Origin of the sequence: Anaerotignum faecicola (genome assembly GCA_024460105.1) — a bacterium.
Taxonomy (GTDB): domain Bacteria; phylum Bacillota; class Clostridia; order Lachnospirales; family Anaerotignaceae; genus JANFXS01.
The window spans coordinates 361,242-382,044 of sequence record JANFXS010000002.1; the positions used below are offsets into that span (position 1 = coordinate 361,242).

Consider the following 20,803-nt stretch of genomic DNA (forward strand, 5'->3'; position numbering starts at 1 on the left):
TTATTCCCCCTCATTCTCAAGCTCTGAAAAGTAATCCGCAACAAGCTCTTTCATACCGTACGGCACGGTAGAATCTTCAATGCTTTTAATCGCTTCTTCCTTATACTCGCTTATAACTTCCTCGTACGGTACAAGCCCGCCTTCCGTGCCTGCCGCCTTATGCATTGTCATTTCAGTCTGACCGCCGTCGTTTTCGGCTCCTTCAACCTTTGTGTCATATCCGGCTTTATTTTGCGCGTCGCGGGAAAGTTCCGCCTCCGGTTCGGCATGTCCGCTGCCGCGTCCACTGCCGTTGTTTTCTCCCTGTCCGCTTCCGCTGTTTGAGCCTCCCGGTCCGTTTTGGCCGTTTTGCCCCCCAACGCCGTCTTTTCCTGACTGCTGTTGGGAGCCTGACTGATTTTGGCCTGAACCGTTCTGTACCGCTTCAGATGCTTCGGCTAACGTTTTATTAATATCGTCCACAGCGCTCTGTAGGCTTTCACTCTGCTTAACCGCCTTAGAAATCTCACCCGAAAGATTTTTAAGCCCGTTTGACGAACTGTTGAAATTTCCTGAAGAAAGTTCGCCTGCATAACTTTGCAAAGCGTCCTTAAGTTCCTGATCGTCAATTCCTTCGGCGGCGTTTCCTAATTCTTTGAGCAGATTCTCCAGTTCTTCGTCAGTAAGGTTTCGCGCTTTCTCATTCATCGTTTCAAGGCCTTTGTCAATCTGCCCGGCGTCGCCGCTTTCAATAGCGTTTTTTAAAGCTTCGCCCGTTTCATTGCCTTCAAGGCTTTGGCTTATGGATTTCAAATCTTTCACAGCTCCCGTTTTTTCAAGGTTCTTCATCTGCTGCTGCGCCTTATCAAGATTTGAAAGCGCCTCCTTTTTAGAAACCGACTGCTCAAGCTCTTTAATTATTGAATTTATTTCTTTGTTAACTTTATTTAGTTCTTCTTTGCCGATTTCTTTCTCACTGTTTAAAACTTTTTTTATTTCCTCAAGCTGCCTAACCTGCGGCTCAACCATAGGCCTTATATCCTCTTTATAAGGGTTGTCGACAAATCCTGCCGCTAAAACGGCGGCTAAAAGCGCCGCAATTATTTTAACAGGCTTTTTGGGGAATTTTATTTTATACGCTTTGCTTAAATCAGCTTTCCTGCCGTGTTCAAAAGCGTCGCTGACAGCCAGCATACAGATGTTTCCGTCATTTCCGTTCTCGAATATTTCATAAGCCGTCGCAAGCCTGTCCTCAAGCCCAAGCTTATCCCCGGCTTTTGCGGTTTCCATAAAAGAAACGGGCTTCAAGACGACGCGCAGAAACGGCACGACCGTAAATACGCATATTATCCCGGCCATTATATATTTAAAATTTTTGATATAAAAAAATTTAGACGCAATAATGGCCGGCAATATAACGGCCAGGCATACAACGGCTGAATTTAAAAAATATCCCAGCCATTTTTCAATATTCAATTTCCTTTTTAAAGGCGAAAGCATACTTTTAAATTCATCCATATATTGCACCTTACTTTCTCTTATTAAGCGGATTAATCCTAGCGGCCGCTATTTTTAGGAATATAACCGAAAATACAAGTTCGGCAATAATATTTACAATCCATATCGGCACAATGGCAGCCGTTCCAGATCCGTAGTTATATATAAGCTGGGAAAATATTCCCGTGCCCAGCTGACTGTCAACAAGAGAGAAAAATCCTGCCGCCGGGTTTAAGAACATCGTGCCGTAAAACGCTTTTATACTAAAATAATCATAAAGTTCAAGATACCCTTGGATATATACGCCATGATATACAAGTAAAAGAATCCATGTTCCGAAACAAAGAAAACCTGTTATGATATAAACTACAATCATTGAAACTATCGTTTTTTTGTACACAGACGAAAACATAATCGACATCGATCCGACAAAACAGCTTGTTGCAAGCACAAATCCCGTCATTACCAATATATCCGTAATCTTAACGCCGCCGAAATAAAACATAACCGCATATACGGGCATAGTAGCAATTATTAGAAGCAGTATAATTCCTATCCCGCTTACAAGCTTTCCGAACACTATGGAAAACGGCTTCATTTTTGTTACAATAAGCAGATCCAGCGTCTGGCGTTCTCTTTCCCCGCTTATGCTCCCTGATGTAAGGGCGGGGGTAATTATAAGGATCGCTCCAAACTGAAAGCCCGATAGCAGAGCATAAAGCGCGATCACTGATTTAGGGTCAAAACCGCTGTATACAGACGACCACATAGATACCTTCAAAAACAGGTATGAAACGCCGGCTATAAATCCAACGTATAAACATATTACCAAAAATATTTTCCAACTTCTTAAAGAAGTCCGGGCTTCACGCCTTAATATCGGATTTAGCATCATTTTGTCCGCCTCCCGTTATCTCCATAAATATTTCTTCAAGGTTGCCTTCTCTTTCCCTAAATGAAAGTATCGGTATGCCGCCTGTTACAAGCTCTTTAAGTATAGCGGCAAGCCTTGCGTCGTCTCCTTCAAAATCGATCTCTACGGTATCGTTGTTTTCCGTTATGGCGCAAATATCAGGAAGTTCCTTTAAAATTCCCACAAGCCCCGCCATATTTTCAAACGGTTTAATTTCAATGCGGCGTTTTTTGCTTAACATACGCATTATTTGCTGTACTGTGCCCTGAGCTTTCATAACGCCTTTGTCTATTATCCCTATTTCCGTACACATTTCGGCAAGCTCCGGCAATATATGGGAACTTATTATAATTGTTTTGCCCATGGAGCCGAGATTTTTCAGTATTTCTTTAAGTTCAACCCTCGCCCTTGGATCAAGTCCGCTTGCCGGCTCGTCAAGCAGCAGTATTTCGGGATCATGTATAAGGCTCCTTGCAAGGCAGAGCCTCTGCTTCATTCCCCTTGAAAGGGAATCGACATAGAAATCTTTTTTTTCTGTAAGGTCCACCAGTTCAAGCAATCCGTCTATAAGAGCGGGCCTTTTGCTGTACGGTATATAGTATGTTCCGGCGTAAAAGTCCATGTATTCGCTCACTTTAAGATTATCGTATACGCCGAAAAAGTCCGGCATATATCCCATTTTTTCTTTTAAGAGCTTTTTGTCTTTTACAACGTCAAGCCCGTCTATTAAAATGCTTCCGCTTGTAGCGCCCAAAAGCCCTGCCATTATCTTCATGGTAGTGGTTTTTCCGGCCCCGTTAGGGCCTACAAAACCGAAAACAGCGCCTTTTTCTATTTTAAAAGACAAGTTGTTTACAGCCGTAAACTTGCCGTAAGACTTCACAAGGCCGTTAATTTCCAGCATCTGTTTTTCCCCCTTTCAATCCTATGCTCGGAATCTGAAGCTCCGCATCGTCAACGCCTTTAACTTTAAGCTTTATAATACCGCCTTCATCGGTATAGTCCGATACGTTTTCGTAGAAATCGTCTCCTATTTCCTCCCAATCCTGCATTTTCACGTTAAAAATCATCGGACTGCCTTCCATCATATTGCTTACAGGCCATGAAACAGAAAATGCATCCGCAAATTCCGGTACATAAAAATCAGCGTACACTTCCCCTGCCGGATAAACATATATATATTCGCTGAAACCTCCGTAACTTCCTCTGCCACATTCAAATCCGTCCTCGTCAAGTATGCTTAAAGGCTCAATAAATCCGGCCGGTATTTCCCAATCTTCCGAAAGAGAATATTTAACGGGCGCTTCCATAACAAATACGTTATTCCATTCTTCATTAACTTCCCTTCCGTTAATATATTTTCCCCCGCCCATAATTTCATCATTGTTAAATGCAAACAGCCTTAGATTTAAAGCTATCTCTTCATCGTTCATTGAATAACGGCTGAATGCCGCAGACTCCGAATAATCCATTAAAAGCCTTGTTTGCAGCCATTTTGAAAAAATTTCTTCCTTTGAAACGGACGGATCATAATAGTCCACTCCAAAAATCTGCTTCATGGTATCGTACAAATCATATGTATAAGCCTGTTCAGTTTCGGCACAGTTTATTTCGACAGTTTCCCCTGCCAGGCAATCGCCGATAAGTGCATACCCGCCTTTCATTTCAAGCACAACGTCATAAAAATCGACATTGCTTGTATTGGTAACAACGCCTTTATATGTTTTGCCGTCAAAATCCACATCGGCAGTAAGCGCCCCTCCCATATCTATATTTTTCTTTATCGAAAACTTGTTTGTATCCCACATAGATGAATTGAAAAAAGTTAAATCAGCCCGGTTGGCTTCCGCATTTACTTTAACCTTACAAATTTCTTCCGCCGTATCGCCGCCGCTGTATCCATAATAGTACGGATCGGTAAATGTCGAAACCGAAACGCTTTCTTCGGCGGTAAAATTGACGTTGCCGCCGCTTCCCGATTTAATTCCGGCATATATGGTTGCTTCCGCCGCCGGCAGTCCGCTTTCAAGCTTTATCTCCGAAACAAAATTTGCAATGCCTTTTCTGTAATAACTGCCGGAACCCAAGGCATAAACTCCGACGGTTACCATAACCGCCGTCACAGGGATAATAATCCACGCCTTTTCACGCTTATCTTTCTTTTTAAGAACAATATAAATAACCGGACCTATAAGCAATATGTAAGCCGCTATTATCATGAACATAACCGAAAGCATGCTTCCTCCTTGAGGGGCAAACCTGTCGATATAATTATAAGGCGGAGCGTAATTTGTATCATAATCATAACCGTTGTAATCCTCTTCAATGGAAAGGAGTTTCGGAACGGCAGACTTGTATATTAAATCATAAACGGTTAAAATCCCTTCAATTTCTCTTATATCGGCGCCGCCCATATCAAAATTCAGCAAAACTGCGCAGCCGTCCCCTATTTCTTTTTTCTGGGCATACGGCATCGTTTCAAAAATATTGTTTCCTCCGTCAAGTTTAAGTCCGTTTACATTAATGGAACCGCTTTTTGCATCTATTCCCCCCGCAACTTCCATAACGGACGCCGAAACGGCGTTTACATCCGTTTCGCCTTTAACGGTAAATATTCCGCCGAGGCCGTCGGTTGCTTTTTTCGCTCCCGCTCCGGCGCCTACGATAAGCGTACCGCCGCCAAATATCCATTCCTCAAGCGCTTCAAGCTGTTCCTCGTCTAAAGAACGCGTATTAAAATTGTTTATAATCAAAATCCTGAAATTATCCAATACGGCCGCGTCCCGCGGGAATGTGTCTTTGTCCAAATATACTGTCTTAAAATGCTCCACGCCGTCATAATATTTTGTTTCTTCATTGTATATTGTATTAAGCTCCTCCAAATAACCGAGTTCTTCCGGCGTTTCGCTTAAAACGCCCGTCCATCTCATTTCGGGAGTTTTAGCAGAAACGCTGAAATTTTTAACGTAGACGCTGCCGCCTTTCTCATCCGTAATGCTTACAGTAAAAAAACTTGATACAACCGGCACATAAGCGTTAATTTCAACCTCTTTTACGCCGCCTTTGTTTATTTCAACAGGAACATAGTAAACCGAATATTCGCTTGGTCTCCAGCTGTCGTCATCATAATATGTATAAACTTTAATCTGGAGTTCCCCTTTCAGGTCTTCTCCGCTGTTAGAAACAATAAATCTGAAAGGAGTCTTTTTTTCCACTATATACTGGTTGTCAAACCCTATTTCAGCTTTAACGTCTATATAGCCCGGCAGCAGTTCCTTCGGCGCTCTGTTTTGGGAAACCGTTCCTTCCTCTACAGCAACTTCCTCCGCCGTCTGTGTCATAGCATATGCCTGCCCGCCGAAAAACGGAACAAAAATACTTATAATAAGCGACAGTACCAATATAACCGCAAGCGCCGAAGCAAGAAGCTTTTTTCCTCCCCTGCCGTTTTTACTTTTCATTACAAATGCCCTCCTAACTAAAAATTTTTTCACATGTTTCAGTAAATTTATCGTTAATCTATATGTTTTAGTATAACATACTTTTAGTTGCTAATTTCATAAATTTGTATTAAAATTACTTTGAGTTATTCTTAAAAATCCCTTTAATAAAGGAGACTTAAAATTGAATATTGGTTTATTTACAGACACATATTTCCCACAAATAAACGGCGTTGCTACTTCAACATTCACGCTTGCCAAAAACCTCAGGGCCATGGGCCATAACGTATATATATTTACCCCTCAAGATCCAAAAAATAAGGATCAGAACGAAAAAGACGTTATACGCATGCCCAGCATGCCGTGCATATTCGTACATCAATACCGTTTCGGGCTTCTGTATTCTCCGAAGGAGCTTGCTAAAATAACTAAACTCAAACTTGACATAATACACACACAGACTGAATTCTCACTCGGCATGTTTGGCAAAACCCTTTCAAAAGTTTTGGGCATACCGATGGTACACACATACCACACTATGTATGAAGACTATGTCCACTACATTGTCAACGGCGCGCTTATAACGCCGAATATGGCCCATTCGTTCAGCAGGCTTTTCTGCAACTTTGCTTCAAATATTGTCGCACCGACAGAAAAAGTTAAGGATTCATTAATTGAGTACGGTGTTACAAAGCCTATCCACGTTATACCTACAGGCATAAACATAAGCAAATTCAGAAAAGGCAATTATCCTCACGAAGAAACCGTAACGCTCCGCAATTCAATGGGGCTTGGCGAAAACGATAAAATAATACTTGTTCTCGGAAGAATCGCAAAAGAAAAAAGCATTGACACAGTTATTAAGGCTATGCCGTACGTTTTTGAAAAAGAAAAAAAAGCCAAACTCCTTATAGTCGGCGACGGCCCATACAGAAAAAATCTCGAACACCTCGCAAAAGAGCTTAAAATCGAAGACAAAGTTATATTTGCCGGAGCAAAGCCTTGGGATGAAATAGGCAGGTATTATCAACTCGGCAACGTTTTTGTAAGCGCATCCATATCCGAAACGCAGGGCCTAACATTTGTTGAAGCAATGGCGGCGGGGCTTCCGGTGGTGGCAAAAAAAGACGACTGTTTGAAAGGCGTTATCGAAGACGGCAAAACGGGAATTGTATTCAGCGATGACAGCGAACTGCCGCACAAGATATTGGAAATACTTGAAAATACGGAATTAAGGGATATTCTTTTATCTCATGGCAGCAATTTTTCCGAATCCCTTTCGGAAGAAACTTTTGCCAAAAATATAGAAGCGCTTTATAAAAAAACGCTTCTGGAAAATCCTGTTTCGCACGCCCATTTCCAATCTACAAAACGAGCCGTAAACTCTATATTCCGTATGGCGGAATATGAATATATTAAAATAAAAAGCGTTAACCGCAAAATAACGAAAATAGCTTTAAACCCGGCAAAAGCCGTTAAAGAATATATTGAAAAGAACGAAAACGGAGGTAATCAATAATGATATCAGATAAAATGCAGACCTTTGTATCAGGAAGTTCGGCAGTAAGGGCCATGTTTGAAGAAGGCAAAAAAATGGCCGCTGAATACGGCGCTGAAAACGTATATGATTTCAGCCTTGGCAATCCGAGCGTCGAAGCCCCGAAATCCGTAAAAAACGCCGTTATAAAAGTTCTAGAAGAAACAAGCCCGAATATCCTTCACGGCTATCCCAACAACCTTGGCTTTGAAGACGTGCGCCTTGCGCTTGCCCTTCAATGCAATAAACTCCACGGCACTGATTATAATGAAAACAATATTGTCATGACTACCGGAGCGGCCGCCGCTTTGAATATAATATTAAAAAGCATTATAAACCCGGGAGACGAAGTGGTTGTATTCGCCCCATATTTCGGCGAATACAGGGCTTACGCCGGCAACTATGACGGAAAAATTGTAGAAATATCGCCAAACAAAGAAACTTTCCAGCCAAATCTTGAAGAATTTGAGAAAAAGCTTACGGAAAAGACAAAAGCCGTTATAATCAACACCCCTAATAACCCTACGGGCGTTATCTACTCGGCGGAAACTTTAACGAAGATCGGCGGTATTCTGAAAGCAAAAGAAGAAGAAATTGGCCATCCAATTTATATCATAAGCGACGAGCCTTACAGGGAACTTTTCTACGGAGATTTTAATATACCTTTCGTGCCCGATTTCTACGACCATACGTTTATTGCATATTCATACAGCAAAAGCCTGTCCCTTCCGGGCGAAAGGATTGGTTATGTAACAATCCATGATAAAATTGACGGCTTTGAAGATATGGTTTCCGCACTCAGCTGTGCAAACCGTATCTCCGGCTTTGTAAATGCGCCTACACTTTGGCAGAAAGTCATACCTCACTGCCTTAACGAAAGTGTAGACGTATCAGTATACAAGAAAAATCTTGACGCTGTTATTGATATATTAACGGAATTGGGGTATGAATTTGTGCGTCCAGACGGAGCTTTTTATGTGTTCCCCAAAGCCCTTATAGACGACGACGTCGCCTTTTGCCAAGCCGCAAAAGAATTCCGCCTTCTTATAGTTCCCGGTTCATCATTCGGATGCCCCGGCTATTTCAGGATGGCGTACTGCGTACCTTATGAAACAATTATCAATTCCAAAGAAAGCTTCAAAGCTTTAAAAGAAAAATTTTCGAGGTAACCGACATGAATAAACCATTCAGCGACAAACTGCGCGCCGTGGAGCCGTATACGCCCGGCGAACAAAGCAAAAACAATGATATTATAAAACTTAATGCAAATGAAAATCCATACCCGCCTTCTCCCAAAGTAATTGAAGCAATAAAGGGATTTGAAGCGGAAAAGCTCTGCCTTTATCCAAGCTCGTCCGCTTATGCGCTTACGGAGGCCCTTGCACAGTACCACGGCCTTGACGTTAATCAAGTTTTTGTGGGAAACGGTTCCGATGAAGTTATTGCGTTAAGTTATCTCGCGTTTTTTAATTCGGACAAGCCGATATTTTTTCCCGATATTACATATTCGTTTTATCCCGTATGGTGCCGACTTTTCAACGTACCGTATGAAACAAAATCTGTTGACAAAAATTTTATAATTAACCCAAAGGACTATTATTCCGCTAACGGCGGCGTTATTCTTCCAAATCCGAACGCCCCCACCGGCATAAGCGAAGGCCGCGGATTTATAGAAGATATATTGGATCACAACAGGGACGTTATAGTTATAATAGACGAGGCCTATGTGGATTTCGGCGGATACAGCGCTATCGAGCTGATAAATAAATATGACAACCTGATAGTTGTGCAGACGTTTTCAAAATCACGCTCGCTTGCGGGAATGAGAATCGGAGCCGCATTCGGCAGCGCTGAACTTATAAGCCTTTTAAAGGCCGTTAAAAACTGCTATAATTCATACCCTATCGACAGCGTGGCCATTGCGGCAGGTGTAGCGTCAGTAGAAGACGACGCTTATTTTAAAAATACGATTAACAAGGTTATTCGCACAAGGGAACGGTTTTCACAGGAACTAAAAGGACTTGGATTTACTGTTTTTCCATCCCATTCAAACTTTGTTTTCGCTTCAAAGCCGGATGTAAATGCAAAATCCCTGTTTGAAGCCGCAAAGAAAGAAAATATTTATATAAGGTATTTCGATCTTCCTCGTATAGACAACTTCCTTCGAATAACAATCGGCACCGACGAGCAAATGGATATATTTCTTAACTTTATCAAAAGGTATTTATCGTCACTGTCAGGCTGTTAACCGATTAACGTCCAAACGGCTAAAATTTAAAAAATTAAATCCGCCAAAAGTAAAATGCGCCTGTGGAAAATACATTATTTTCCGCACAGCGCATTTTCTTTAAAAGCTTTAATATATTTTTTCATAATTATTCCTTCAATTTGACATACACGGTAAAAAACGGCATTAGCGGCATAACATATGAGTCAAAAGCCTTTGACGACGTTTCGGCCGCGTCTCATACTTTTTCCTTGCTTTTAAACCTCCGACACTGTTCTCAACCGTGTATGCCCTTGTAAACTGAAGGTAACATAAGAACAGAGAACTCTACCCGGCGGAGCATATGACCTGTAACCTGAAAGTAAAATACCGTAAAATTCTTTAGTTAATATAAAAGTCAAATAAATCAAATCTTACCTGCGGGAACCGCATATTACACCGTTATTTACCTGTTATGCTGAAAACTTACTTTTCATGACTTCCATGCAGTTTCCTGCTAAACCAATGATTAATATGTCCAAGAAATCAGTTTTCCGTTTCATAAACAATATTTCCTTCATAATAAATCGAAATATTAAATTCTATCAAATCTTTCTTATCCGGTATCGACAAATAACCCGAATAATTTACTTGATTGTAACCATAAGTTTCATCAATAAATTCAAAAGTACATTGATTATACCGTTCTATAAAGTTTAAAAGTTCCATTTTTTCGCCGTCAAAATTTCCAAAACCGCCATTTGGACTTAAAATATAAACTTTGCAGCAATCAAAATCCACGTCCTCAATAATAACTGAGCCATTTACCTGTTTAAACGGCTCCCAGCACTCCACATAACCGTTCTCAAAATTAATCCTTAATGATTTTTTCCCTTCCTTTTCCATGCCGCACACCCTCATGTCGTGCAGGCTGTAAGGTATATTTGATTGAAATTTATATTTTACTTTCATAACAAGTCACCCTTATAAAAATATCGCTTAATTTATCGGCGTACATCAAAAATTAAACCGCTGATTTTCTAAAACAGCTATATCCCATCTAAAATATACTGCTTATTAACGTCTTTTTCAACACATTAACCGGATATCTGAAGGCTTTTTCATTTATTTCAAATAAGTTTTCATGTTCCAGAAAATTCATTCGGAACCATTACATAACATTTCTTTATTTCAAAAAGCATACCGTTATTTAAAACCGTCAAAATATATTTTCAAGCCCCTCCCGTCTGACCCTTTCTTTAATTTCAGAAAAGCCGCTGGTATAAAGTCCGCATACGTTTAAATGTTCCAGCAGAACCGAACCTGAAAACGTATATTTATTTTTCAGCCCGTCGTATGACGTCACGCAATCGTTTACATAAGCTATTGCCTCTCCTATGGCCGTATTTCTTGAAATAACAGCCTGTTCTAAGCCTTTTGAACATAACACGGCGTTATGTCCGGCTATTGTTCCTGTAACTATAGCCTCAGTATGCCCTACAAGCGGGCCGGCTTTTTCGCCCGCTGCAAATAAATTCTTTACATTATCTGCTTTCATCGCATTATCACGTTTAACCATGTCAAAAAAACGCATTGAGTTCCCATTGCCGCCGATTTGTGGATCCTCGTATACGGCATTTTCAAAACCTTTTATACGTCTTAGCTTTTTCAAAGGGAAATAAGGGCACATAAGCTTTGCTTCGCCTGTGTCAAGCAATATAAGATTTTCGGCATAACTCTTGTCGGAATATTGCCGGCATGCCTTTATGTTAATATGGTTTTCTCTCATTCCAATCGGAACCGGTATTACCACAAAACCGTTTTCATCCAGTTCACGCACAATATCGCTGCTTAATGTTCGTTTATAAATTTTACAAGAACCGCTCATTGCCCCAAATCCTCCGTCATGCCCTACACTGTTGTAAAGGCTAGCCCCTGCCAATGCCGAAAGGCTTATCCTTCCTCCGAAATCATGGCATCTAAGTAAACATGAGGCGCATCCGTTCCCATATCTTATACAGTTTTCACAAGGCCCGGCACTCCCCGTGGCGTCAATAAATACGTCGCCTTTATATACAGTTCCGTCGTCCGTTTCCGCTTGAATTATCTCCATGCCTTTCACAACGGCTTTCGACAGCCTTGAAAAATATTTTATTTCAACCCCTGTTTCCAAAAGCAGTCTTTCAATATCGCCGTACATTTTTTCGGCACAGTATAAGTCGGCATGCAAATGTCCGGGAAAATTTATGCCCCTGTGGATAATATTTCTGTCTATAACCTCGAAAAGTTTTCCCCCGCCCATTGCCGTCAGTTCATATTCTGCCGTTAAACGCCCGTTATTGCGCATAATACCGCCTGAAAGGCCTGTTCCCAAAAGTTTGTCTGCTCTTTCTAAAATTGTCGTTTCCGCGCCCGATTTCGCCGCTTCATATGCGGCGGCGCATCCTGCCCATCCGCCTCCTGCAACTATAACTTTCATTATTTCCCTCCGGAATAATAATTCAAAATATGTTTAATATATTCATACTGTGAATTATTTATTCCTTAAAACAAAAAGCCCGGGGATTAGTCCGGGCTTTTATGCTGATATTTAATTTTGTCTTAAGCTCTGCATTGCAAGCTGAAACTTGTCATGTATTGCAATTAAAGCGCTTTCTTCGTCCTTTTCATCTATAAGCACGGAAATTTTTATCTCAGAAGTTGAAATCATCTTAATATTTACTCCCGCGTCATACAACGCCTCAAACATAAGGCTTGCAACGCCCGAATGTGTCGCCATGCCCGCTCCTACAATGGAAACTTTTGCAATCTTATCATCAAACGTTATTTTCTTTGCGCCTAATTTTTCTTTATACTCTTCCAAAAGCTGTATAACATTTTTAAGCGAACTTTTTTCAATAGTAAATGAAATATCGTTCGTGCCGCCGCGGCCTATCGACTGTATTATAATATCAACGGAGATTTTCTTTTTATCAAACAAAGCAAAAACTTCAAATGCTTTTCCCGGTTTATCGTCTATACCTTCAATAGTAACCCTCGCAACGTCCTTGTCGGAAGCCACGCCGCTTACAAGTATCTTTTCCACACTGTTTTCCCCCTTAATAACCGTACCTTCTTCTCTTGTCAGGCTGGAACGCACAACCAATTCCACATTGTATTTTTGAGCTATCTCAACAGAACGCGTATGAAGTACTTTTGCCCCAAGAGAAGCAAGCTCCGCCATTTCGCTGTAGCTTATTTCGTCAATTTTCCTTGCATCCTTTACCACACGCGGATCAGCTGTGTATACTCCGTTTACGTCCGTATAAATTTCACATTTATCTGCCCTCAAAGCGGCGGCAATCGCAACGGCCGACGTGTCTGATCCGCCTCTTCCGAGAGTTGTAATATCTTCATATTTGTTAATGCCCTGGAATCCTGTAACAATAACTATATTTTTCCTTTCAAGCTCCTGCTCAATCCTGCCGCGGCTAATAAGCTTTATTTTTGCATTTGAATATTCGCTTGTAGTGCTTATCCCAACCTGCATTGCGTTAAGCGAAACCGCGGCATACCCCATTTTATTCAAAGCCATGGCCATAAGCGCAACCGATTGCTGCTCGCCCGTAGAAAGGAGCATATCCATTTCTCTTTTGGATGCATTCGGATCGATTTCAGCGGCTTTTGCGATCAAATCATCCGTTGTATCGCCTTGTGCGGAAAGAACTACAACCACATCATTGCCCTGATCGTAGCACTCCGCAATCCTGCCCGCTACATTAAAAATCCTCTCGGCATCGGCAACCGAACTGCCGCCGTATTTCTGTACTACTAACAAAATATTTCCCCCATTCTTATTCTGATATAATTCTGGCCCCTTCAAGATCCGGTTTTAAAACCTCTAAAGTCCATTTATGAGGTATTGTGCTTAGGTACCCGTTCATTTTTTCTGAGAAACCGCTTACCGTATCGTCTGTAAGCACGCTTACAAGCGTGGGTCCCGCGCCGCTTAAATAAGATCCTTTTGAGCCAAAGACGTCAGCCATTTTAAATATATCCGCCATACCCGGAATGAGCGGAAGGCGGTACTGCTGGTGGAGCCTGTCGTCCATGGCCATTTTGAGGTTATCTATGTTTCCGGTTATCATTGAAGCTACAAGAAGAGCCGCCCTTGATGAGTTAAATATTGCGTCCTTCCTAGTTACAGTATATGGCAGGACTCCCCTTGACTTTTCTGTTTCTACCGGAAAATCCGGCACCATAACCGCAAACGAAAGATTTTCGGGCATTTTAAGCTTAACGTGGCGCATTTCTTCTTTATCGAGCGCCCCTACAACCATACCGCCCAAAAGAGCGGGATTTGAATTATCGGGATGCCCTTCGATTTTTGCGGCAATCTGCGCAAGCTCCTCTTTAGAGTAATTACATCCCGAAATATCATTTGCCGCCATAAGGCCCGCAACTATACACGCCGCGCTGCTGCCCAGCCCCCTTGTTAAAGGTATGTAGTCCTCCTGTATAAGCCGCACTCCCGGCATCTGCTTCCCTATAAGTTCATAAAAACCAACCATTGTTTTATAAATAAGGTTATTTTTATCCGTAGGTATTTTCAGTTTCTGTTTCCTGTTAATTAAAATTTCAAGGCCTTCTTCTATCTCTATAAACCAAAGGTGGTTATACTTTTGAAAGGCAATGCCGATACTGTCAAAACCGGAACCCATATTTGCGGAAGTCGCCGGCACAATTATATGTTTCATTTTAAATTACCCCTCCATACGGATTACATTTCTAATTTCGCTTATGCAGCCTGCCATTTTGAGACGTTCGATCTTGTCTAAAAGCCCTTTTTCAGTCTGCTCTCCGGAAATAAAAGCAAATTCGTCCCTGTATTTGTCAACGCTGATAAATTCAGCTTCATCAAATATGTCTTTAACAGCGCCGCGCGCTTTGTCCCTGTCTGAAAATGCCGCCCGTACAATCGCATTAACAGGGCAGTCCATAATATTTTCAACGCATACCGTTTTGTTATATTCCCAATGCACGGCGACCGTTGAGCCTTCATGCAAAATTACGTCGACAACGTCTGCCATAACAGCGCTGGCTGTGGGGAGTTTCCCTGCGCCGCTGCCGTAATACATTGTATTGCCGCTCATATTCCCTTTAACAAATATTGCATTATATGCGTCGTTAACGCTTGCAAGCGGATGCTCAAGCCTTAAAAGGCACGGGCTTACAATAGCTTTAACGCCCGACTCTGTCTTTTTGCTGCTTGCAATAAGCTTTATAACCAGCCCGGCTTCTTTTGCATAATCTATATCGGCTGAAGTTATTTTGGAAATGCCTTCCGTATAAATTTCCTCAAAATTTACAGTCCCGCCGAAAGCTATAGATGAAAGTATTGCTATTTTACGGCACGCGTCATGTCCTTCAACGTCCGCCGTAGGATCGGCCTCGGCATACCCGAGTTTCTGCGCCGTTTTAAGCACGTCCTCAAAGGCTTCGCCTTCACTTGCCATTTTCGATAATATATAATTTGTCGTGCCGTTTAATATGCCGTATATTTCTTCAATCCTATCGGCTGTAAGGCAGACTGCAAGCGGCCTTAAAATCGGTATAGCGCCGCCTACGCTGGCTTCAAAAAGGTAGCTTACGTTGTTCTCTTTTGCGGTTTTCAAAAGCTCTGGACCATGTTTCGCAACAAGAGCCTTATTGCTTGTTACAACGCTTTTCCCCTTTTCAAGAGCTTTCCTGCTAAACGTAAAAGCCGGCTCAATCCCACCCATAACTTCTACTACAACGTCGATATCCGGGTCGGATAATATTTCGTCAAAATTATCGGTTAATATTCTTTCAACTTCATGTCCGGGAAATTTCCTTAAATCAAGCACACGCTTTACGCATATATCGTGGCCTGTTTTATCTTTTAAAACATCCGAATTTTCTTTTACAACTTCATAAACTCCGCTTCCGACAGTTCCAAACCCCAAAATTGCAATATTCTTCATAACTTTACCTCCAAACAGGTCATTATTCCCTTGCTATAATTTTAAAATACTGAACGCCGCTTAACTTCTCCACTTCGCTGATTAGCATCCCTAAATCCGTTTCCATCGCGTCAGTTTCTATTGTTATAGTAACGTTAGCTATGCCGTTTATCGGTATATTCTGATTTATTGTTAATATATTTGCCCCCGCTTCTGCAATTCCGTTTAACACGCAGGATAAAACTCCTTTTGTATCGTCAAGCTTCACAGCAAATGTCACGGTTTTTCCCCTCGTATTTTCATAAAGCGGAAAAACCGCATCCCTGTATTTATAAAATGCGCTCCTGCTGATACCTACTTTCAAAACAGCTTCCTGGACTGTCCTTTCTTTGCCGCTTTCAAGCAGATTTTTAACATCCATAACTTTTAGGAATATTTCTGGAAGCACACTCTTGTCAACAATATAAAAATTTTTATCTTCTCTCATAGCTAACCTCCACACACGAAGTGAAATACATTTGTTTTTCTACTGTAGACTATAGCACGAATTCAGAGAGCTTTCAAGCAATTTATTTTATATATTAAATATCACCCTTGTTTTAAGGCGTCCCATTCTTCTTCCTTGAAGCCTGCCAAAACGATATCTCCCCCTATAACAAGAGGCCTTTTAACAAGCATGCCGTTTGTCGAGAGGATCTGTATCTGTTCTTCCTCCGTCATTTCGGGAAGCTTATCTTTTAACTGCATGGATTTGTATAAATTGCCGCTGGTATTAAAAAACTTTTTAACTGGCATTCCGCTTTTTTCAATCCACTTTTTAAGCTCCTCAGAAGTTGGGTTCTGTTCGACAATGTGCCTGTCGGTATATTCAATTTTGTTTTCGTCGAGCCATTTTTTTGCTTTGCGGCATGTTGAACACTTTGGATATTCTAAAAATAAATACATTAAAACCACCTCTGTTTTAAAATTGGCCTTTTCGCATAAGTATATCACAAAGTTACGAAAAAATCATTAAAAACATTACATAATTCAGCAAAATCCTGCCTTTTTTGCGCAACCGGCAAATATAAAATTAATATTTCAGGCTAAAAAGCCGTTCCCTTCTCAAATTTGTATTTCTTCTTCATACGGAAACTGTTTAGCACATACATGCCGCGGTCCCAATTTCTTAAATATTACCGCATATCGTAATTTAATATAAAATTTACGGCTTCATCCATTACAGCAAAATAATTTAAACGCCGAAAGTATAATTAAACTATTAACAGCTTCAGTTTACAAGGGCATAAACCGCGTTTCCTGCGCGCCTTTATCTATCCCCATTAAAAAGGCGCCTAAAGGCGGTTTAATACCGGCGTTAGGCGCCTTAAAATCCATATCAAATTTAATGGCTGCTATGTTGTTTAAATACATCGCAATAACATATGTTATAAAATTCGTTTCGGCACATCTTGCGGCAAACTCCGTTATTCGCAATCATAAGAGTATTCCACGCCATTTAAAGAATTTTCATAACTATATTTTGCGCCGGAGCCTGAATTAAAAAATAATGCCGGCGCCAATCCGAGGTAAACGGACGCGAACTATTTATTATTCGGCCAAAGTCCATAAACCTCGGCCGAATAATATTGCGAAACTGCCGCCTGTTAAAATCAGCCGTTTTCGGCAAGCCTGATATAGTTGGCAAGCCTTTCTTTAGCGTCTTCCTCTGATTTTTCAAAAAGTTCGTCGGCAATTCCGGGGAAAGTTCTAAGAAGCGAACTGTAACGTACTTCTCCCCTTATAAATTCCTGGAAATTTCCTTTCGGTTCTTTCGGTGAATCCAATATAAAAGGATTCTTTCCTTCTTTCTTAAGAAGAGGGTTAAACCTGTACATATGCCAGTAACCTGCATCAACCGCTTTTTTGATTTCAGTCTGTGCTCCGCTCATTTTATATCCGTGGTTGATACATGGGGCAAATCCTATTATAAGAGAAGGACCAGGGTAAGCCTCCGCCTCTTGGAGCGCTTTTACAAGCTGTGCGGGATTAGCTCCCATTGCAACCTGTGCAACATATACATATCCGTAGCTGATTGCCATCATGCCGAGGTCTTTCTTTTTAATTTTCTTGCCGCTTGCCGCAAACTGGGCAATCGCTCCGGCCGGCGTAGCTTTTGAAGCCTGACCGCCCGTATTTGAATAAACTTCCGTATCGAATACGAAAACGTTTACATCCTCGCCGCTTGCAAGCACATGGTCAAGCCCGCCGTAGCCGATATCATAAGCCCAGCCGTCGCCGCCGAATATCCACTGGCTTTTCTTCGCAAGCTGATCCTTATTTTCAAGAACATGATCTATTATGGCTTTTGCTTCTTCATTTTCTCCGTTATATTCTTCAAGAAGTTTAACAAGTTTCTCGGAAGCCGCCTTATTTAATTCCCCATTGTCCATTGTGCTTATATATTCGTCAATGGTTTCCGTCATCATTTTGCAGCTTTGTATTGATTTAAGTTCCTCAAGCTTAAGCTTGAGGCCAGCCCTCATCTGCTTAACGGCCATAGCCATTCCGAGACCAAATTCGGCGTTGTCTTCAAAAAGCGAATTTGCCCATGCTGGCCCGTGTCCTTTATGATTAGTAGTATAAGGCGTTGAAGGAGCGGAACCACCCCAGATTGAAGAACATCCCGTTGCATTGGCGATATACATCCTGTCGCCGAAAAGCTGCGTTATAAGTTTTGCATACGGCGTTTCGCCGCAGCCGGCGCACGCCCCGCTGAACTCGAGAAGCGGCTGTACAAACTGGCTGCCCTTAACACTGCCTTTATCCATAACATTTTCTTTAACGCTTACTTTTTCTATTGCATATTCCCAGTTGGCTATCTGGTGTTTCTGTGTCGACGCCGGCTTCATAACAAGAGCCTTATTCTTAGCCGGGCATACGTTTGCGCAACTGCCGCATCCTAAACAGTCAAGGGCCGCAACCTGTATTTTAAACCTGAGCCCCGGCATATTTTTAATGCCTTTTGCTTCGATTGTATTAAATGTGTCAGGGGCGTTTTCAGCCTCTTCCTCCGTAAGAAGGAACGGACGTATTGTTGCATGCGGACACACATAAGAGCAGAGGTTGCATTGTATACAGTTTTCTGCAATCCATTCAGGCAAGTCAACTGCAACTCCGCGTTTTTCGTAAGCGGCTGTTCCCTGAGGGAATGTTCCGTCTTCACGGCCTTTAAACGAACTTACGGGAAGCATGTCGCCTTTCTGCGCATTAATCGGGAATACAATGTCCTTAATAAATGCGGGCACTTCTTTTTTGGATACGGTTTCTTTTTCCTGTGCGTCCGCCCATTCAGCCGGTATCTCAAATTTAACGGCTCCGTCGACTCCCTTGTCTACAGCTTCAAAGTTCATGTTAAGCACGTTTTCGCCTTTTTTGCCGTAGCTCTTTTTGATGGCTTCTTTCATGTAGTTAACCGCTTCGTCAATAGGTATTATGTTTGCAAGCTTGAAGAAAGCCGCCTGCAATACGGAGTTAACCCTGTTTCCAAGCCCGATTTCTTTTGCTATATGGGTGCCGTTAATCGTATAGAATTTAATATTGTTTTCGGCAAAGTATTTCTTCATTTTAGCCGGCATTAACTCGTTAAGTTCTTCCTCGTTCCATTCTGTGTTGAGAAGGAATGTGCCGCCCGGTTTAAGGTCGCTGTACATATCGTAAAGCGTAACGTATTCCTGCTTATGGCATGCAACAAAATCCGCGGTTTTAACAAGGTATGTCGAGCGTATCGGTTTTGTGCCGAAACGTAAATGGCTCTGCGTTACGCCGCCGCTCTTTTTGGAATCATATGAAAAATATGCCTGCGCATACATATCGGTATGGTCGCCGATAATTTTAATCGAATTTTTATTCGCGCCTACCGTTCCGTCTGAACCCAATCCCCAGAATTTGCATGAAATAGTCCCGTCGTCGCCTGTAACGTCAACTTCGGCGCCAACAGGCAGTGAAAGATTTGTAATATCGTCAACAATACCCATTGTAAAATGGTTCTTAGGCGTATCAAGCTTCATATTTTCGTAAACGGCAATAAACTGCGCCGGGGTTACGTCTTTAGAACCAAGGCCATAGCGTCCCGCAAGCACCATAGGCTGTTCCTTAGCTTCAAACATAGCCGTACATACGTCCTGATAAAGAGGCTCGCCGAGCGCGCCCGGTTCTTTAGTTCTGTCAAGCACGGAAATTTTCTTAACGGTTTCAGGTATCGCCGCAAGAAGATGCTTTGCGGAAAAAGGCCTGTAAAGATGTACTTTAACTAAACCGACTTTCTCGCCCTTTGCAGTTAAATAATCGATTGTTTCCTCAATAGCTTCGCATGCCGAACCCATAGCCACGATAATCCTGTCCGCATCCGGAGCGCCGTAGTAATTGAACAATTTATATTCGCGGCCTGTAAGCTTGCTTATTTCTTCCATATATTTTTCCGTAACGCCTACAATATCATTATAGAACGGGTTGCAGGCTTCTCTTGCCTGAAAGAAAATATCCGGGTTTTGTGCCGTTCCCCTAAGCACAGGGTGTTCAGGGTTCAGCGCGTTCCTTTTAAAAGCGTTAACGGCGTCCATATCCACAAGGTTTTTAAGGTCGTCATAATCAATACATTCAACTTTCTGTATTTCATGCGACGTTCTGAAACCGTCAAAAAAATGGAGAAAAGGCACGCGGCCTTTAATCGTAGCAAGATGCGCAACGCTTCCGAGATCTATTACTTCCTGCACGCTGTTGGATGCAAGCATTGCAAAACCTGTTTGGCGGCATGCCATAACGTCGGAATGGTCGCCGAAAATTGAAAGCGCATGGCTTGCAAGCGCACGGGCGCTAACATGGAACACGCATGGGAGGAGCTCGCCGGCAATTTTATACATGTTGGGTATCATAAGCAGAAGACCCTGACTTGCAGTGTATGTTGTTGTCAATGCGCCAGCCGCAAGAGAACCATGAACAGTTCCTGCCGCTCCCGCTTCCGACTGCATTTCCAAAACGTTAACAGTCTGGCCGAAAATATTTTTTTTGCCGTTTGCCGCCCAGTCGTCAGTTTTTTCCGCCATTGGAGATGACGGTGTTATAGGGAAAATACCGGCTACTTCAGTAAATGCATATGACGCATATGCAGCAGCTTCGTTTCCGTCCATAGTTTTCATTACTTTAGACATATTCTCAAAACTCCTTTATCTATATAGTTTTTATATCAATAAGCCGCCCAAGGCCGACGCCTTAAAAACCGCCAAAGCA

General features: G+C 42.0%; 15 protein-coding genes. 3 read left to right on the forward strand and 12 right to left on the reverse strand.

Annotation, left to right across the window (positions count from 1 at the left end):
* Genes NE664_04330 through NE664_04345 form a run of 4 tightly spaced genes read right to left on the reverse strand, consistent with a single transcriptional unit; the run spans position 1 to position 5,850 of the window.
* Positions 1-1,497, reverse strand: a complete 1,497-nt coding sequence (locus tag NE664_04330; protein ID MCQ4725889.1) for a hypothetical protein — start codon at positions 1,495-1,497, stop codon at positions 1-3.
* A gap of 10 nt (positions 1,498-1,507) precedes the next feature.
* Entirely contained in the window at positions 1,508-2,371 is an 864-nt protein-coding gene (locus NE664_04335) for an ABC transporter permease (protein ID MCQ4725890.1), read from the reverse strand.
* The gene (locus NE664_04340) at positions 2,343-3,293 is read right to left on the reverse strand and encodes an ABC transporter ATP-binding protein (GenBank protein ID MCQ4725891.1); all 951 of its coding nucleotides are present in this window, start codon (positions 3,291-3,293) and stop codon (positions 2,343-2,345) included. Before NE664_04340 ends, NE664_04335 begins: the two co-directional genes overlap by 29 nt.
* Positions 3,280-5,850 (reverse strand): hypothetical protein, encoded by a 2,571-nt coding sequence (locus NE664_04345; GenBank protein MCQ4725892.1) that lies wholly within the window; start codon positions 5,848-5,850, stop codon positions 3,280-3,282. Before NE664_04345 ends, NE664_04340 begins: the two co-directional genes overlap by 14 nt.
* Before the next feature lie 163 nt (positions 5,851-6,013).
* Between NE664_04345 and NE664_04350 the strand changes: the two genes are divergently transcribed.
* The 3 genes from NE664_04350 to hisC are packed head-to-tail and all read left to right on the forward strand — an operon-like array spanning position 6,014 to position 9,614.
* Entirely contained in the window at positions 6,014-7,348 is a 1,335-nt protein-coding gene (locus NE664_04350; protein MCQ4725893.1) for a glycosyltransferase family 4 protein, read from the forward strand.
* On the forward strand, positions 7,348-8,535 hold the full coding sequence (locus NE664_04355) for a pyridoxal phosphate-dependent aminotransferase (protein MCQ4725894.1): 1,188 nt from the start codon (positions 7,348-7,350) through the stop codon (positions 8,533-8,535). Before NE664_04350 ends, NE664_04355 begins: the two co-directional genes overlap by 1 nt.
* A 5-nt stretch (positions 8,536-8,540) precedes the next feature.
* Entirely contained in the window at positions 8,541-9,614 is a 1,074-nt protein-coding gene (gene hisC, locus NE664_04360) for a histidinol-phosphate transaminase (protein ID MCQ4725895.1), read from the forward strand.
* 504 nt (positions 9,615-10,118) lie between these two features.
* Here hisC and NE664_04365 read toward each other — a convergent pair.
* The 8 genes from NE664_04365 to nifJ form a co-directional block, all read right to left on the reverse strand.
* Positions 10,119-10,544, reverse strand: a complete 426-nt coding sequence (locus tag NE664_04365; GenBank protein MCQ4725896.1) for a hypothetical protein — start codon at positions 10,542-10,544, stop codon at positions 10,119-10,121.
* 247 nt (positions 10,545-10,791) lie between these two features.
* A complete protein-coding gene (locus NE664_04370) occupies positions 10,792-12,051 on the reverse strand; it encodes an FAD-dependent oxidoreductase (protein ID MCQ4725897.1) in 1,260 nt (419 codons plus the stop codon).
* Between the two features lie 111 nt (positions 12,052-12,162).
* Positions 12,163-13,389, reverse strand: a complete 1,227-nt coding sequence (locus tag NE664_04375; protein ID MCQ4725898.1) for an aspartate kinase — start codon at positions 13,387-13,389, stop codon at positions 12,163-12,165.
* A gap of 16 nt (positions 13,390-13,405) precedes the next feature.
* A complete protein-coding gene (thrB, locus tag NE664_04380; GenBank protein ID MCQ4725899.1) occupies positions 13,406-14,308 on the reverse strand; it encodes a homoserine kinase in 903 nt (300 codons plus the stop codon).
* A gap of 6 nt (positions 14,309-14,314) precedes the next feature.
* Positions 14,315-15,556, reverse strand: a complete 1,242-nt coding sequence (locus NE664_04385; protein MCQ4725900.1) for a homoserine dehydrogenase — start codon at positions 15,554-15,556, stop codon at positions 14,315-14,317.
* Between the two features lie 22 nt (positions 15,557-15,578).
* On the reverse strand, positions 15,579-16,022 hold the full coding sequence (locus tag NE664_04390) for an ACT domain-containing protein (protein ID MCQ4725901.1): 444 nt from the start codon (positions 16,020-16,022) through the stop codon (positions 15,579-15,581).
* A gap of 101 nt (positions 16,023-16,123) precedes the next feature.
* Positions 16,124-16,480, reverse strand: coding sequence for an arsenate reductase family protein (locus NE664_04395; protein ID MCQ4725902.1), 357 nt, complete (start codon positions 16,478-16,480; stop codon positions 16,124-16,126).
* A gap of 707 nt (positions 16,481-17,187) precedes the next feature.
* Positions 17,188-20,724 (reverse strand): pyruvate:ferredoxin (flavodoxin) oxidoreductase, encoded by a 3,537-nt coding sequence (gene nifJ / locus NE664_04400; protein ID MCQ4725903.1) that lies wholly within the window; start codon positions 20,722-20,724, stop codon positions 17,188-17,190.
* Positions 20,725-20,803: the final 79 nt, after the last annotated feature.

Coding starts and splice junctions, on each gene's coding strand:
- NE664_04330 (MCQ4725889.1), bottom strand. CDS start 1,497: ATGGATGAATTTAAAAGTATGCTTTCGCCTTTAAAAAGGAAATTGAAT.
- NE664_04335 (MCQ4725890.1), bottom strand. CDS start 2,371: ATGATGCTAAATCCGATATTAAGGCGTGAAGCCCGGACTTCTTTAAGA.
- NE664_04340 (MCQ4725891.1), bottom strand. CDS start 3,293: ATGCTGGAAATTAACGGCCTTGTGAAGTCTTACGGCAAGTTTACGGCT.
- NE664_04345 (MCQ4725892.1), bottom strand. CDS start 5,850: ATGAAAAGTAAAAACGGCAGGGGAGGAAAAAAGCTTCTTGCTTCGGCG.
- NE664_04355 (MCQ4725894.1), top strand. CDS start 7,348: ATGATATCAGATAAAATGCAGACCTTTGTATCAGGAAGTTCGGCAGTA.
- hisC (MCQ4725895.1), top strand. CDS start 8,541: ATGAATAAACCATTCAGCGACAAACTGCGCGCCGTGGAGCCGTATACG.
- NE664_04365 (MCQ4725896.1), bottom strand. CDS start 10,544: ATGAAAGTAAAATATAAATTTCAATCAAATATACCTTACAGCCTGCAC.
- NE664_04370 (MCQ4725897.1), bottom strand. CDS start 12,051: ATGAAAGTTATAGTTGCAGGAGGCGGATGGGCAGGATGCGCCGCCGCA.
- thrB (MCQ4725899.1), bottom strand. CDS start 14,308: ATGAAACATATAATTGTGCCGGCGACTTCCGCAAATATGGGTTCCGGT.
- NE664_04385 (MCQ4725900.1), bottom strand. CDS start 15,556: ATGAAGAATATTGCAATTTTGGGGTTTGGAACTGTCGGAAGCGGAGTT.
- NE664_04390 (MCQ4725901.1), bottom strand. CDS start 16,022: ATGAGAGAAGATAAAAATTTTTATATTGTTGACAAGAGTGTGCTTCCA.
- NE664_04395 (MCQ4725902.1), bottom strand. CDS start 16,480: ATGTATTTATTTTTAGAATATCCAAAGTGTTCAACATGCCGCAAAGCA.
- nifJ (MCQ4725903.1), bottom strand. CDS start 20,724: ATGTCTAAAGTAATGAAAACTATGGACGGAAACGAAGCTGCTGCATAT.